Source organism: Paenibacillus sp. FSL F4-0097 (genome assembly GCF_038593125.1).
GTDB lineage: Bacteria > Bacillota > Bacilli > Paenibacillales > Paenibacillaceae > Paenibacillus_AQ > Paenibacillus_AQ odorifer.
Genome location: NZ_CP151965.1, coordinates 1,372,824 through 1,387,041, shown reverse-complemented (window position 1 = coordinate 1,387,041; position 14,218 = coordinate 1,372,824). Strand labels below are relative to the sequence as shown.

Genomic DNA, 14,218 nt, shown 5'->3' with positions numbered 1-14,218 from the left:
ACTAGTTTGCGCGAAGCTCTCGCTTAGACCTCAGCACGCTATTTGCTGCTGGCTTGCGGACTCAGATGCCGCTATTACTCGAAAAACTGCCATTTGGAGGCTTTTTCGGACTCGAGAGACGCTATGGCCTCATAATCAACCCAGACTCAGCCTATTTTGTTCAAATAGCGCCTCTGGTGTCCAAAAACGCTCCAAAATAACCCTTTTTTCGCAAATAAGGTCTCCTGAGTCCGGAGCCAAGTTACTCACAGCGAATTACTTAAAGTTCATCTGTGGATGCTACCTAAGCAAATTACTCAAAGTTCCTCCGTGGATGCTACCTACAGCAAGTTACTCAAAGTTCCTCCGTGGATGCTACCTACAGCAAATTACTCTAAGTTCCTCCGTGGATGCTACCTACAGCAAGTTACTCAAAGTTCCTCCGTGGATGCTACCTACAGCAAATTACTCAAAGTTCCTCTGTGGATGCTACCTACAGCAAATTACTCAAAGTTCCTCCGTGGATGCTACCTACAGCAATAGAATCAGCTACATGCACTAGCTTGCGCGAAGCTCTCACTTAGACCTCAGCACGCTATTTGCTGCTGGCTTGCGGACTCAGATGCCGCTATTACTCGAAAAAATGCCATTTGGAGGCTTTTTCGGACTCGAGAGACGCTATGGCCTCATAATCAACCCAGACTCAGCCTTTTTTGTTCAAATAGCGCCTCTGGTGTCCGAAAACGCTCCAAAATAACCCTTTTTTTCGCAAATAAGGTCCCTTGAGTCCGAAGCCAAGTTACTCACTCAGTAAAAACTAGGTTACTCAGCTTTCATTCAGCTTTTATGGCTAAGCAAACATCACTCAACTTAGTGTCGCGGTGTCCAGAGGATGACCGATACACCGATCACACAAATACCTGCTCCGACCCAGTCATATACGTCTGGTGTCTTCTTGTCTACAAGCCATCCCCATAAGACCGCAAGCACGATAAACACCCCGCCGTAAGCCGCATACACTCTGCCGAAGGAAGGGAATTTCTGCAACGTAGGGATAATCCCATACGCTATCAGAATCAAGGACCCCACTAAGCCGTACCAAAGTGGCCTTGATTCTCTCAACCATAACCACACTAAATATCCGCCACCGATCTCAGCAAGGCCAGCAATTATAAATAGCAGAATGGCAAATAACATGTCATCCCTCTTCCCTGTCAATCTCCTAAAAACGCAAAGGTTACTCATAACAAATTGTACTCAAGGTTCATCCGTGGGGCTACCTACAGCAAACTACTCAAGGTTCATCCGTAGAGCTACTACAGCAAATTACTCAAGGTTCATCCGTGGAGCTGCTTACAGCAAACTACTCAAGGCTCACCCGTAGAGCTACCTACAGTAAACTACTCAAAGTTCACTTATGGTGCTACCTACTGCAAATCACTCAATGTTCCCTCGTGGTGCTACCTACACCAAATTACTCAAGGTTCATCCGTGGGGCTACCTACAGCAAACTACTCAAGGTTCATCCGTAGAGCTACTACAGCAAATTACTCAAGGTTCATCCGTGGGGCTACCTACTGCAAATTACTCAAGGTTCATCCGTGGGGCTACCTACTGCAAATTACTCAAGATACATCCGTGGAGCTTACATTAAATTGTGCTGGAGCAGCAATAACACTAGCAGCAGCACAACCTCCAGCAGCTCGTTCAGCGCGCCGTACACGTCGCCGGTGAGCCCGCCGAGCCGGCTGCTGATCCGCCGCGCAGCTGCGGTGCCGCAGGCCAAGGCCGCGACCGGCAGCAGCAGAGCTGCCGCCAGATGCAGCGGCCACGCGGCTAAGCCAGCGCCGAGCGCCAGTGGCGCAGCGGCGGCGGCCAGCGAGAGCAGCGCGGCGACTGCCAGCGCGCGCCGCTCATGCGAGGAAGCTAGGCCGGCGAAGTTCGCGGCCAGCCCCTCGTCTCCACGGGCAATGGGATAACGCACCATTGCCCGCACCATATACCAGCGGCTCCAGACCGCTGGTACCAAGAGCAGCGGCAGCTCGTAGTAGGCGTAGCCTTCGATTAGAGCTGCCAGCAAAGAAGCTTTAAACAGCAGGAGCAGCACGCAGGCGAGTACGCCCATCGCACCCACACGGCTGTCCTTCATAATCTCCAGGGCACGCTCCCGTGGCCGATAGCTGAGCAGACCATCTGCGCTGTCCATCCAGCCATCAAGATGCAACCCGCCTGTGAGGCTTACCCACAGAATCAGAGTGATCACTGCTGCTGGCCAAGCAGGTAAAAGCAATCCCGTCAGGGCTGCTCCAGCAGCTACGCACAGCCCAATTGCTGCGCCTACCATGGGATAGAAGATCACACTGCGGCGCAGCAGTTCAGGAGAGAATCCCGGATCACCTTTTACAGGAAATCGTGATAAGAACTGAAAGGCAGCTACGGCCGCATCCCTACGCTCCCTCATAAACGATACTCCCTGCTCTTCAGCTCAATCGGAATCCCAACAGTTACTAGAAAGACCTGTTCGCATTGCCGAGCGATCAGCGCGTTCATTCGTCCCGCCAGATCACGATACAATCGGCCAAGCGCATACTCCGGAACAATCCCGTCGCCAACCTCATTAGTGACCAGAATAAGCGTCCCTTGGAAAGAACGCACACTGTCTTCAAGTCTTGTTATCTCACTCTCAACAAGCTCTTGCCTATTTTCAAAACCTTCCACGGCCAATAATGCATTGGATAACCATAAGGTTAAACAATCTACGAGCACCGCTTTTTCACCCGATAATCGCTTTAGCAGATCTGGTAAATCATACGGTTCCTCAAGCGTCTCCCAAGCGTAACCACTTTCCATTCGTTGATGCTGATGCAGAGCAATCCGTTCCTTCATTTCGTCGTCAAAAGCCTGTCCGGTTGCTACATAGAAGGCCTGATCTGCCAGTGAATGCATCAATTTTTCTGCAAAACCACTTTTACCGCTACGTGCGCCTCCCGTTACAAGAATGCTCATCGTTGACCAGCTCCAGAGATGCCTGCACTTTCAAAGGTTGCCATTTCGCTCAAAATGCGGCAGATCGCCTCGATTAAATGAAGGCATAATACGCCCCCTGTTCCCTCACCCAATCGCAGACCGAGATTAAGCAGCGGTTCAAGTCCAAGCTGCTCTAGCATTAGCTTATGACCCCGTTCTCCTGATACATGAGAGGCTATCATATAAGCGATGGATTCAGGTGCAAGGGCTTTTGCCACAAGCGCTGCCGCCCCCGAAATAAAACCATCCAAAATGATAGGTGTCCGATTAGCAGCCGCACCAAGAATCAGTCCCGCCAATCCAGCGATTTCCAGTCCGCCAACTTTAGATAATACATCCAACGGATCTGCTGAATTCGGCTGATTTACCTTTAAGGCGCGTTCCACTACTGCAATTTTATGTAGTAAACGTTCATCATCAATTCCCGTTCCTCGTCCCACAGCTACTTCAGGGGCTATTCCTTTGAGAGCACATAGAATGGCAGCACTAGCCGTAGTATTCCCAATGCCCATTTCGCCTGTTATAAAAATCTCCGTTCCGTTCTTAACCGCTTCCTGCGCAACTCTTATCCCAACAAGAAGAGCATTCATGGCATCCTCACGACTCATCGCAGGTTCCACAGCCATATTATCCGTTCCCCGGCGCACTTTACGATCAATCAGATCGACATGACTAAGATCGCCGTTTATGCCGATATCAACAAACTGTACCTCTGCCCCAGCTTGACGTGCCAATACATTTACAGCCGCTCCACCGCTGAGAAAGTTATGGGCCATCTGCAGCGTGACTTCCTGTGGAAATGCGCTCACCCCTTCGCAGCACACCCCATGATCAGCAGCCATCACAACAACTGTTCGTTTGGTGAAACTAGGCTGCTCCGTACCCGAAATTCCAGCGAGCTTAACAGCTAGAGGTTCCAATTGTCCCAAACTGCCCGGAGGTTTGGTCAGAATGTTCAGCCGATGCTCCGCCTTGAGGATGGACTGATCATCAGCCGGAATGATTTGTTTAATTACGTCTTGAATATCTGAAAGCATATAATTACGACCTCCTATTAAATGTATCCGTATAACCTATTCTATCTCATATTCGCAGAAAAGCCCCCATCTATGATAGAGGGGGACTTCTAGAATTACAACTTCACTTTCATAAAATCTTCGATTCTCTCCAGCGCCTCTGTCAATTTTTGTAAGGAAGCGGCATAGGAGCAGCGAATATAACCCTCTCCGCCTGCTCCAAACACATGACCCGGAACCGCAGCGACACCGACCTCCCTGAGCAGCTGCAAAGCGAAGTCTTCTGATTTCATTCCGGTGTGAGCGATGGAAGGAAAGGCATAAAATGCGCCCGCAGGTTCATGGCAAGGTAGTCCTATGGATCGAAACCCACTAACCAGCAGCTTTCTCCGCTCATCGAAGCATTGCTTCATGTGTTCCTTATGCTGCATTCCGTTGCGCAATGATTCAATCGCAGCAATTTGACCGAGCACGGGGGCACACATCGCAGTGTATTGATGGATTTTTAGCATCGCAGCAATTAATTCTCGATCGCCACAAGCATAACCAACTCTCCAGCCAGTCATTGCAAAAGCTTTGGAGAAGCCGCTAATCACAATCGTCCTTTCCAGCATCCCGGGAAGAGAGGCGATGCTGACATGCTGACTGTCATACGTAAGCTCGGCATAAATTTCATCTGAAATGACCAGTAGGTTATTCTCTTTTACAATCTGTGCAATAGGCAGCCAATCCTCATAAGTCATTACTGCACCTGTAGGATTAGTCGGAAAATTCACCATAAGAAGCTTCGAACGCGGGGTAATCACCTTCCGTAACGCTTCAGCAGTAAGCTTAAACCCCTGCTCGGCCGATGATTCTACCTCCACCGTAACCCCCCCGTTCAAATGGGTAATCGGCGAATATGCGATATAGCTCGGAGAAGGGACGATAATCTCATCCCCAGGTGTAATGAAAGCTCGTAATGCCAAGTCCACAGCCTCGCTGCTTCCCACCGTAACCATAATCTCATCGTTTGGCTCATAGCGAAGCTTGAAACTTGTGTGCAGATAAGAAGCGATCTCATCTCTAAGCTCCAGTAAACCGGAATTTGGCGTATACATCGTTTCCCCATTGTTCAAGGCACGAATACAGGCAGCTCTTACATGCTCCGGTGTAACGAAATCTGGTTCCCCTACACCCAGCGATATAATATCCTGATTCCCCGTACTTAGGTCAAAAAAAGCCCGAATCCCCGATGGCGCAATCTCCCGCACTCGTGGAGCAATCCATTCATTATGCATGGCTGTACACCTCTTCTTTTGCACTCTTTTCCGTTAGGGAAAGGGAGATGATTTCGTCCAGTAGTCCGCTGAAGGTGTAGCCTGCCGCTTGCGCGCTTTTGGGTAAAAGACTGGCCTTCGTCATGCCTGGTAACGTATTCACCTCCAGCACATAAGGAATACCCTCTTTAAGCAGCATATCAACCCGTGCATACACGCTACATTTTAGTGCTTTATAACAGCTCAAGGCAGCCTCGCGTACCCGCTCATGCACTTCAGTAGGCAATTCAATGACCCGTTCATCTGCTCCGCCTTCTTCATACTTAGCACTGTAATCGAACCACTCGGCATTTGCTGAGGTAATTCCCAGAATAGGCAGCAGCTCTCCGTTTAGAATAGAACAGGTAATTTCTTGGCCTTGAATGTAGCTTTCAATCAAAATCGACTGATCACAGGCAAAAGCCTTCTGCACTGCGCACAACAGCTCCTCGCTGCTGCTCACTTTTTCCATTCCGATACTCGAGCCGCCTGAACATGGCTTCACCATAACCGGATATCCGAGCCGTTCCACCACTTCAGCCGAATAATCCTTCATACTGTCCCAGCATAGCCAATCTGCTGTATTGACGCCTGCGCAGCGCATAAGCTTTTTGGAGAGATCTTTATCCATGCAAATGCTGCTAGACAAAACCCCGCTGCCCGTATACGGAATCCCCATCGTCTCCAGCGTCCCCTGAACCGTACCATCCTCGCCGTAAGCTCCATGAAGTGCAAGCAGTGCGATATCGATCCCTTTTGCCTGCTCAATAAGCTCCTCACGCTTGGTGATCACAATTGGAATAATTTCATATTTATTGGGGTCTAGATTCTTCAATATTTCTCTACCGCTATTCATGGATACCTCATACTCTGAGGATACCCCGCCCATAATTACGCCTACCTTCATCTCAAGCACCTCTTTATCCCATTAGTTGTCGAGCTGTTCTGCCAATAATCTCGATCCCCTTGCGGATATCCTCATCCGTCACTCTGGAGAAACCGATCCGTATCGTATTTTGACCCTTACCGTCCGTGAAGAATATATCTCCTGCTGTAAAAATAACCCCTTGCTCATGACAGGCCGCCAACAGCGTCCTTGTATTAAAGCCCTCCGCGAAGGATACAAAAAGATGCAGGCCACCGTCCCCTGACAGCGCCGTATAAGGAATACAATCCTTGCAGCATTGCAGGGTTAATTCATACTTTCGTTTGTATTCCGCTCTGGCTTTTTTCAAATATTTCTCTAAATGGCCACCCAATAAATACTGATATAAAATGGATTGATCCAGCGTCGAGGTATGAATGGTACGGGCGCGCTTGACGCTTTCGAGGGAATTAATCAACTCCTGATCCGCCAGCACCCAACCTACACGTAGTCCCGGAAATAATACCTTGGAGAAGCTGCCGAGATAAATCACGCTGTTGCCGCTGCCTGCTGCTGCGATAAGTGGAGCCACATGTGAGCCCGAATATCGTAATTCCTCGTTAAAACCATCCTCAATCACCGGGACTTGGTAGCGATTCATCAGCTTCATTAGCCGCTGTCTTTTCTCTGGAGACATTACAATTCCGGTCGGATTATGGTAAGAAGGGACGAAGTATGCACAGTCAAAAGCTTGCTGTTGCAATGCTTTCTCCAGCTCCGCCAAATCAATCCCATCACGCTCCATCGAAATCCCGGTGATCTCAAAACCGTTCAGCTTCAAATTTTTGATCGCTGTATGATGCGTCGGATTCTCACAAATGACCGAACCATTTTTTTTACTCAGAGCAGACAATACAATATCGAACCCCTCTGTAAAACCATTGGTGATCAATATATCCTTGCCCCTCATTTCAACGCCCTTGTGCTCCATATACTGCTTCAAATAGTCTATTAAAGGCTTATACCCTTTGGCATAGCCGTAATTTAGCAGAACGTTGCCTTCTACCGACATCCGATCCATAAAGGACCGCTTCACATTATCCAGATCAAAAAGACTCTCATCAGGCGCTATGCTGGTGAAGGAGATCGTCCCCTTCTCCGCTCGAATCCCGCGCTTCATGATATCCAGTTCCTCCGCCAGCACCGCGCGATCATTGAGACGTGACTTCCAGTCCATCGTCCAGGAAGAGATCGTTTCACTGCCGGGCGGCGTAGCTGCAACATAACTTCCTTGCCCTTGCACGGCATAAGCAAAGCCATCATCCTCAAGCCCTGCATAAGCAGAGATTACGGAGTTGCGGCTAACCTTAAGCAATGTGCTGAGCTCTCGTGTGGAGGGCAGCTTTTGATTGCCTTGCAGACCGCCTTTTATGATTAAGTGCTTCATATAGTCTTTAATTTGTATATACACCGGCCGTCCGGCTATGAGCTTAAAATCCTTAAACATCTCTCAATCGCCCCCATGACTATCATGGCACAATCACTCGCTTAAAAAAAGAACCACAGCCATGGGATTTTAATCCGGCTGTGGTTCTATGAGGGGACAAATGCCCAAAAATCAAGTTACAGATCTATGCTTCGATCACAAGCTCCCCTTCTCCAGCAGGGATCTCAAAACCATTTAAAAACCGGGTTAATATGTCCTCAGTAATCGGAAATGCGGCATTGGCGTCAAAACGTTCACTCCGGATAAGCAGTCTCTGACGTAATTCATCCGGCTGAACCTTTAAGTGAATCAGTTCCCACACGCCAGCATAATCCTCAATAAGTTGCTTGTAATCGTTCCGTCTCTGACGTTGCCAGAAGCTGAAATCGATGACAACATGATGTTTTGCCTGAAGCAGATTCACCAGCTCCCCCCGCAGTTTTATCTCCGACTCTTCTTTATAGAACTCATAATTCTGCTCTGGATAATCCACCCCGAAACGGCCGTGCGTGGCCCAAATATCTTCATCTATCGAAAGTCTGGCGAATCCCTCTTTCTCCAGCTTTTTAGCAAAAGTTGTTTTACCCGACCCCGCTACACCGCACATCATCACTACGATGGAAGCAACACTCGTACGCTTTTGCTGAAGCAATTTTTCAATAACTAACTTTTCGCTCAGCATTATAAATGCATCTCCCTTCCAATTGATGGTATACTCATCGTTACAAAATACTTTCTCAAGGGATAGTGATAAGGTTATGGTGAAATCAGTCCAGCAGACCTCCTAAAAATGAAAAATGAAATAATTTTAGGAGGTCATAATAAATGATTTTTAACCCGATTGTCATTGATAACTGGAGTAGAAAACCCTATTTTGAACATTATTTAAACAATGTCAGATGCACCTATAGCATGACCGTAAATATTGATATCACCCTTCTACTGTCAGAGCTTAAGCATAAGGGAATTAAGCTGTACCCAGCACTAATCCACATGATAACTACGGTGGTGAACCGTCATAGTGAATTCCGCACATGTTTTGATTCTGAAGGTAGATTAGGTTATTGGGATAGCTTATCACCTAGTTTTACAATTTTCCATGATGATGATAAAACTTTCTCAAGCATCTGGACTTCGTACGGTGAACAGTTTAATGATTTCTATAACCGTTATCTCGATGATATGAAAATGTACGGAAGTGTGAAACAATTTATCGCTAAAGCAAACGAACCATCGAACACCTTCCCTATTTCCAGCATTCCGTGGGTCAGCTTCACGAGCTTTAACCTGAACGTGTATAACGAGGGAACCTACCTACTTCCCATCTTTACGATAGGGAAATATTTTCAGCAAGACAAAAAAATACTATTACCCATCTCGGGGCAATTCCACCATGCTGTGTGCGACGGTTACCATGCCAGCATGCTGTATAATGAATTACAATCACGTGCAGATACCTATACGGAATGGTTACCTAACCTCTAATTAACCACGTTATTCTGCTGACAGCAAACGATAGTTCAAACATAAAGGGTTCCACCTATTAGGTTTTCCTAATGATGTGGAACCCTTTTTTCATGTAATCATCCTTTTTCCACAATATCAGCTTTATCAGCTGACCATTGTCCATGCTGCCAGAGTATTTTTAGTACCATTACATTCCCTGGAGAAGGAGCCACTGCACTGTAGAATGTGAGGTCAGGAACTAACTGTGCAAGTAAATTCCTGATTACCCCCCCATGCGTCACTACCATTACTCTATTCGATGTAACCTCACTTTTTTTCTCCTTGATAGCACAGCATCCAAATGCAGCCATAGCAGCTTGACCTAGATCTAACAGGAAACTACGCAACCGTGCATCGAATTCTGTCCACGATTCTCCTTCTGGCGGTGTAACCTTTGAAGGATCATCAATCCAACGTCTATATAGAGAGTTATCTTTCAACTGCTCATAGGTGCAGCCTTCCCAAGCTCCGAAGTTCATTTCACGAAGCCGCTGATCGTAAATAGCGTCCTGCTCTAGTGAAGGTGCTACGAAAGCCAAGGTCTCCTGACATCTTAGCAAATTGCTACAGAACACACGCCAAAAACCACCTGATAACTCAGCCTGCATGCAGATCTGCTGCTGAAGTTGGGATAGCCGCTCACTTGCGTCAGGAAGCAATGGAAGATCCGTATGTCCCAGGTAACGATGCTCAACATTCCATTTCGTCTGCCCGTGTCGGATAAGCACTAGCTCAAGCTCTATAGAGGGAATTGCCATACCGACGCTCAGCCTCCAATCCATATCCATGCCGCAACCGCGCATAGACCTACAAATATTGAAGAGCAGAGCATCATCATCCGCGAGGTCTGGATAATATCATTTGGTTCCATCGTACGTACCGGATCACCCATATAAGCCCGAAAAGAAGCGACGCCATGATACACATTTTCGCCTCCGAGTCGGATGCCAAGTGCGCCAGCCACAGCTGATTCTGGATAACCGCTGTTAGGGCTTGGATGTAGATGTGCATCCCGCTTCACCATTTGCAGGCAACTACGCCAATCCAGACGAAGCATCCCTGCACATAGAGCCAAAAGTAATGCCGTAATCCGTGCCGGGATGAAATTAGCAACATCATCGAGCCGGGCAGATGCCCAGCCGAGATCACGGTATTTATCGTTCTTATAACCAACCATTGAATCGAGTGTATTGACCGCCCGATAAGCCATAGCAAGCGGCGCACCGCCAATCAGCGCGTAGAAAAGTGGAGAAATAATCGCATCGACAATATTCTCTGCTATGGTCTCCACCGTTCCACGGACAATTTCAGGGGCGTCTAGCGAAGTCGTATCACGTCCCACGATCATCCCCAAAGCCTTGCGGGCAGCAGGGAGATCGCCCTTCTGCAATTCCACGTACACCGCCATTCCTGCATCTTTTAGTCCCTTGGAGGCAATCGTGGTTGAAATCAACCAAACCTCGGCTATCCAGACGAGCCAAGGTGAGATATATGACAGCAGCCATAGCAGGATGGCTGTCAGTGCCCAAGCACCGCCCGCCACACATAGCGGAAGTAACACCCCAGCTCTGCGCAGGCTTTGCGGGCGGCACCATAAACGACGGATCGCCCACTCCAGAGCCGTAATTGCTTTGCCCATACCAATTACGGGATGAGGCAGGTTACGCGGATCACCTACGATCCGGTCAATCACATAAGCCGCAAGCAACACCAAAGCGATTGTCACAGGCAATCACCTCTGAACAATCTTCTACTTCTCCAGCTATCCATTGTCATTAGCTGTCCTTCCTTGCCTGCACCGACAGCAGGCTGCCCGTCACAGCGCTATATACAAGCCGGCCGATAGCGCCTCCGAGATCGGTTGCTGTTCCGGCGTAGACATGCTCGGCGCTGTATCTCCCGCTTTGGCTCACAGCGAGTACAATAGCATCCGTAGTTGTGCCGGTTGCGATTAGGCCATTCTCCGGATCGGTAATCCCGAGATCTGCCAGCGCAGCAGCTTTGGCTTCGACAGCTGTCTGCACAGCATTGACCATGGCCGCCGGTGTCAGGCGGCCATCAATGCAGAGCATGATGTTAATCGTACCCGGCCGATACACAGCCAATACATTGCGTTCCACGCCTGAGCGCGCAGCATTTCCTGCGGCGGCTGTAACGCAAACAAAAATCCCCGCTGAACCCGTGTCCTCTTCAGCTACCGCTGCATGCTCTAGCGGTACAGCCGTCATCAGACCGGCACAGCCGGATAAAGGATAACCCCAATCGCGCAGCTTATTCTCCATATCCTGGACAGGATCACTACATTCGTAATTGCGATCAACATATAAATTGACCGCCCGCTGCAGCCGGTTCATTCCTCCGCCGTAGAACGCGCTCGATAAACCATCCGCTTCTGCTGGCAGCTCCAGCAGCAGATGCTTATCCTTCCACTGCAGAGCAAGTCCTGGCCAGACGGCCGGACGATACTCCCTGATTCCCCCTGCAAGATTAAATGGAATCTTCACTTCCACCATAGCCGATCCCGCTCCTTTCACCGCTCATTTCTTTCATTGAATACTTACAACCATCCTCGAAAGGATGCCCCGCCAATAGCGCTGTCAGCTCGCTCCGCACATCATTAAAGAATACGTGCACCTGTCACTTAGTCGCTAGAATCTCCGCCATCTGCAGCAAAAGGCGGGCATTATCCTCATGTCCCTTAACAGCAACTCGAATATGCCCTGAAGCTAACCCTGCATACATAGCGCAGCTGCGCACAAGTATACCTACGCGGCCAAGCCTAGTCTGCAGCTCAGCCGCACTCCACGGTGACGGCAAGCCACAGAGCAGAAAATTGGCTTCTCCCGGTGGGACATCGCAGCCCAACTGCACTAGACCCTGCCGCAGCGTTTCGCGTTCTGCTGCAATAAGCTCACGCGTGCGCTGTTCATAGTCACGTCCGCTTGTAAGGCAGGCTTCCCCTGCCAGCAGCGCCAAGCCGTTCACACTCCAGGTGACCTGCTTTCCGCTCATCGCCTTCGCCAGCTTCGGATGCGAAATCGCAAACCCGAGACGCAGTCCGGGAATCGCATAAAACTTCGTCATCGACCGCACCAGAACCGTATGCGGAAACTGCTCCAGCTCCGGCAGGAGTGTATTTCGCTCTGACTCCGGGATAAAGTCAATAAAAGCTTCATCCACAGCCAAATAAGTCCCGCAGCTTTCAGCCTTCTGCGCTAACAAGCGCAGTTCATCCACAGCATACTGAACTCCATTGGGATTATTCGGCTGTCCGAGAAATAACAGCTCCACCTGTTCCAGCAGCCCGGCAATCTCCTCCACTCCAGCGCGAAAATGCTGTTCCCTAGTCCCCTGGACCGACAATACTTCAGCACCAAATTGCCCGGAAAGCTGCCTATACTCAGAGAAACAAGGTTCCACGATGCCAACCTTTTGCGGAGCTATCGCCAACAGCAGCAAAGCCATAGATTCCGCTGCTCCGTTACCCACGGTTAACCAGCCACTATCTACGCCAAGATTTTCCGCCAGTAGTTGTTTAAAGCGTCGGTGTCCAGGGTCCGGATATGTAACCACCGTTGACAGTGCTGTTCTAAGCAGCTCCAAAACTTCCGGTGGAGGACCGAGTGGATTGATGTTGGCACTATAGTCGAGAAATGTGCCCCCAGCTTCTCCATAGAGCTCCGCTGCCGTCAGCAAATCACCGCCATGTCCATATTTTTCAAGCATAATTACACTCCCTCTATCTACTTTCTCTAGCACGATATGTATGTCATTGCCACCATTATTGACTCTTTGCCGGAAGAACGTCAATGCTTTCGCAGAAGGAACCAGCTAAATCCCCTGCTTCCCCCAAACCGACATGAATCTCAAAGATGTGATCTCTTTTGTTAAAAAACCGCTTTTGGTTTAAAATGAAGGTTGTAATCAATTTTGCTGCGACGGAGGAATTCACTATGCTTTTTATTGATAACACAGGGATTACTGACGCATCCATCAATTTGGCGATTGAGGAATATGCGCTGAAGCACTTGCCGATGGACGAGAGTTACCTGCTTTTTTATATCAACAGCCCATCCATCATCATCGGGAAACATCAGAATACTATCGAAGAAATTAACCAAGAGTATGTAAAAGATAATAATATTCAGGTCGTACGTCGTCTATCCGGCGGTGGAGCTGTTTATCACGATCTTGGAAATTTGAACTTCAGCTTTATTACCAAGGATGACGGCCAATCCTTTCATAACTTTTTGAAATTCACCCAACCGGTCATCGATTACCTGCAAAGCATGGGCGTTAACGCCGAGCTAAGCGGAAGGAATGATCTGCAAGTTGGTGAGCAAAAGATTTCCGGTAACGCTCAGTTCTCCACACGCGGACGTATGTTCAGCCATGGTACCTTGATGTTCAATCTTAATTTAGATGATGTACAAGCCTCTCTAAAAGTGAATCCAGAGAAGTTTAAATCAAAGAGCACCAAATCCGTACGCAGTCGTGTAGCGAATATCAAAGAGCTGCTGGGTACAGATATGACGATCGAGGAGTTCCGCGCCGGCCTGCTGCGTTCGATCTTTGGCATGGATTCTTCTGAGGTTCCTCAGTACAAGCTGCAACAAGCCGACTGGGACAAAATTAACGAGATCTCCAAGGAGCACTACCAGAACTGGGACTGGAACTACGGTCTGTCACCAAAAAGCAACGTTAAGCACACGCGCAAATTCCCTGCCGGAATTATTGATATTCGGATGGATATTGAAGATTCCCTCATTAAAGACATCAAAATCTATGGTGACTTCTTCGGAGTCGGTGACGTAGTAGATGTTGAAAATGCACTTCGTGGCAAACGTTATGACGAGGCTGAGGTTAGAGAAGCATTAGCTGATCTCGATTTGAAGCATTATTTCGGTCGTATTGAGCCGGAGGATTTTATCGGATTGGTCTTCCTAGAGGAATAGGATGAATTCACTGGTCATGATTTGAATCAAAAAGAGGACTCCTGCGCATTCGCCAGAAGTCCTCTTTTGCATGAATTAATACTCTT

At 48.6% G+C, this 14,218-nt stretch carries 15 protein-coding genes; 2 read left to right on the top strand and 13 right to left on the bottom strand.

Features of this window, described 5'->3' with window-relative positions:
* Window positions 1-849 precede the first annotated feature (849 nt).
* The 8 genes from MHH86_RS06095 to MHH86_RS06060 all read right to left on the bottom strand — a co-directional run bounded on the left by MHH86_RS06095 (window position 850) and on the right by MHH86_RS06060 (window position 8,353).
* The gene (locus tag MHH86_RS06095) at window positions 850-1,176 is read right to left on the bottom strand and encodes a YnfA family protein (RefSeq protein WP_094903927.1); all 327 of its coding nucleotides are present in this window, start codon (window positions 1,174-1,176) and stop codon (window positions 850-852) included.
* 448 nt (window positions 1,177-1,624) lie between these two features.
* Window positions 1,625-2,440, bottom strand: a complete 816-nt coding sequence (gene cobS / locus MHH86_RS06090; RefSeq protein ID WP_076316906.1) for an adenosylcobinamide-GDP ribazoletransferase — start codon at window positions 2,438-2,440, stop codon at window positions 1,625-1,627.
* A complete protein-coding gene (gene cobU, locus MHH86_RS06085) occupies window positions 2,437-2,985 on the bottom strand; it encodes a bifunctional adenosylcobinamide kinase/adenosylcobinamide-phosphate guanylyltransferase (protein ID WP_036681798.1) in 549 nt (182 codons plus the stop codon). The genes cobS and cobU overlap by 4 nt, the downstream gene beginning before the upstream one ends.
* Entirely contained in the window at window positions 2,982-4,043 is a 1,062-nt protein-coding gene (gene cobT, locus MHH86_RS06080; RefSeq protein ID WP_076316905.1) for a nicotinate-nucleotide--dimethylbenzimidazole phosphoribosyltransferase, read from the bottom strand. Before cobT ends, cobU begins: the two co-directional genes overlap by 4 nt.
* A gap of 95 nt (window positions 4,044-4,138) precedes the next feature.
* Complete coding sequence (locus MHH86_RS06075) at window positions 4,139-5,302, bottom strand: aminotransferase class I/II-fold pyridoxal phosphate-dependent enzyme (protein ID WP_038569166.1); 1,164 nt, start codon at window positions 5,300-5,302, stop codon at window positions 4,139-4,141.
* Window positions 5,295-6,227 (bottom strand): D-alanine--D-alanine ligase, encoded by a 933-nt coding sequence (locus tag MHH86_RS06070; RefSeq protein WP_036681791.1) that lies wholly within the window; start codon window positions 6,225-6,227, stop codon window positions 5,295-5,297. The genes MHH86_RS06075 and MHH86_RS06070 overlap by 8 nt, the downstream gene beginning before the upstream one ends.
* 13 nt (window positions 6,228-6,240) lie before the next feature.
* Window positions 6,241-7,692 carry a PLP-dependent aminotransferase family protein gene (locus tag MHH86_RS06065; RefSeq protein ID WP_076316904.1) on the bottom strand — a complete coding sequence of 484 codons (1,452 nt, stop codon included), beginning with the start codon at window positions 7,690-7,692 and terminating at the stop codon, window positions 6,241-6,243.
* A 124-nt stretch (window positions 7,693-7,816) separates the two neighbouring features.
* The gene (locus tag MHH86_RS06060) at window positions 7,817-8,353 is read right to left on the bottom strand and encodes an ATP-binding protein (RefSeq protein ID WP_036681786.1); all 537 of its coding nucleotides are present in this window, start codon (window positions 8,351-8,353) and stop codon (window positions 7,817-7,819) included.
* A gap of 143 nt (window positions 8,354-8,496) precedes the next feature.
* Here MHH86_RS06060 and catA point away from each other — a divergent pair, with 143 nt between their 5' ends.
* Window positions 8,497-9,156, top strand: a complete 660-nt coding sequence (catA, locus tag MHH86_RS06055; protein WP_038569162.1) for a type A chloramphenicol O-acetyltransferase — start codon at window positions 8,497-8,499, stop codon at window positions 9,154-9,156.
* A gap of 98 nt (window positions 9,157-9,254) precedes the next feature.
* Here the strand turns inward: catA and MHH86_RS06050 are convergent, their stop codons facing one another.
* The 5 genes from MHH86_RS06050 to MHH86_RS06030 are packed head-to-tail and all read right to left on the bottom strand — an operon-like array spanning window position 9,255 to window position 12,903.
* Window positions 9,255-9,935 (bottom strand): histidine phosphatase family protein, encoded by a 681-nt coding sequence (locus tag MHH86_RS06050; protein WP_076274610.1) that lies wholly within the window; start codon window positions 9,933-9,935, stop codon window positions 9,255-9,257.
* A gap of 8 nt (window positions 9,936-9,943) precedes the next feature.
* Window positions 9,944-10,903 carry an adenosylcobinamide-phosphate synthase CbiB gene (gene cbiB / locus MHH86_RS06045; RefSeq protein WP_339211492.1) on the bottom strand — a complete coding sequence of 320 codons (960 nt, stop codon included), beginning with the start codon at window positions 10,901-10,903 and terminating at the stop codon, window positions 9,944-9,946.
* A gap of 49 nt (window positions 10,904-10,952) precedes the next feature.
* Window positions 10,953-11,690: an adenosylcobinamide amidohydrolase gene (locus MHH86_RS06040; protein WP_036681780.1), complete on the bottom strand. Its 738-nt coding sequence runs from the start codon at window positions 11,688-11,690 to the stop codon at window positions 10,953-10,955.
* Window positions 11,665-11,811: a hypothetical protein gene (locus tag MHH86_RS06035; RefSeq protein WP_155986560.1), complete on the bottom strand. Its 147-nt coding sequence runs from the start codon at window positions 11,809-11,811 to the stop codon at window positions 11,665-11,667. The genes MHH86_RS06040 and MHH86_RS06035 overlap by 26 nt, the downstream gene beginning before the upstream one ends.
* A 3-nt stretch (window positions 11,812-11,814) precedes the next feature.
* On the bottom strand, window positions 11,815-12,903 hold the full coding sequence (locus tag MHH86_RS06030) for a threonine-phosphate decarboxylase (RefSeq protein ID WP_076274608.1): 1,089 nt from the start codon (window positions 12,901-12,903) through the stop codon (window positions 11,815-11,817).
* A 227-nt stretch (window positions 12,904-13,130) separates the two neighbouring features.
* On the opposite strand from MHH86_RS06030, the gene MHH86_RS06025 reads away from it, so the two are divergent.
* Window positions 13,131-14,132 (top strand): lipoate--protein ligase, encoded by a 1,002-nt coding sequence (locus tag MHH86_RS06025; RefSeq protein WP_036681778.1) that lies wholly within the window; start codon window positions 13,131-13,133, stop codon window positions 14,130-14,132.
* The last annotated feature ends 86 nt before the right edge of the window (window positions 14,133-14,218 follow it).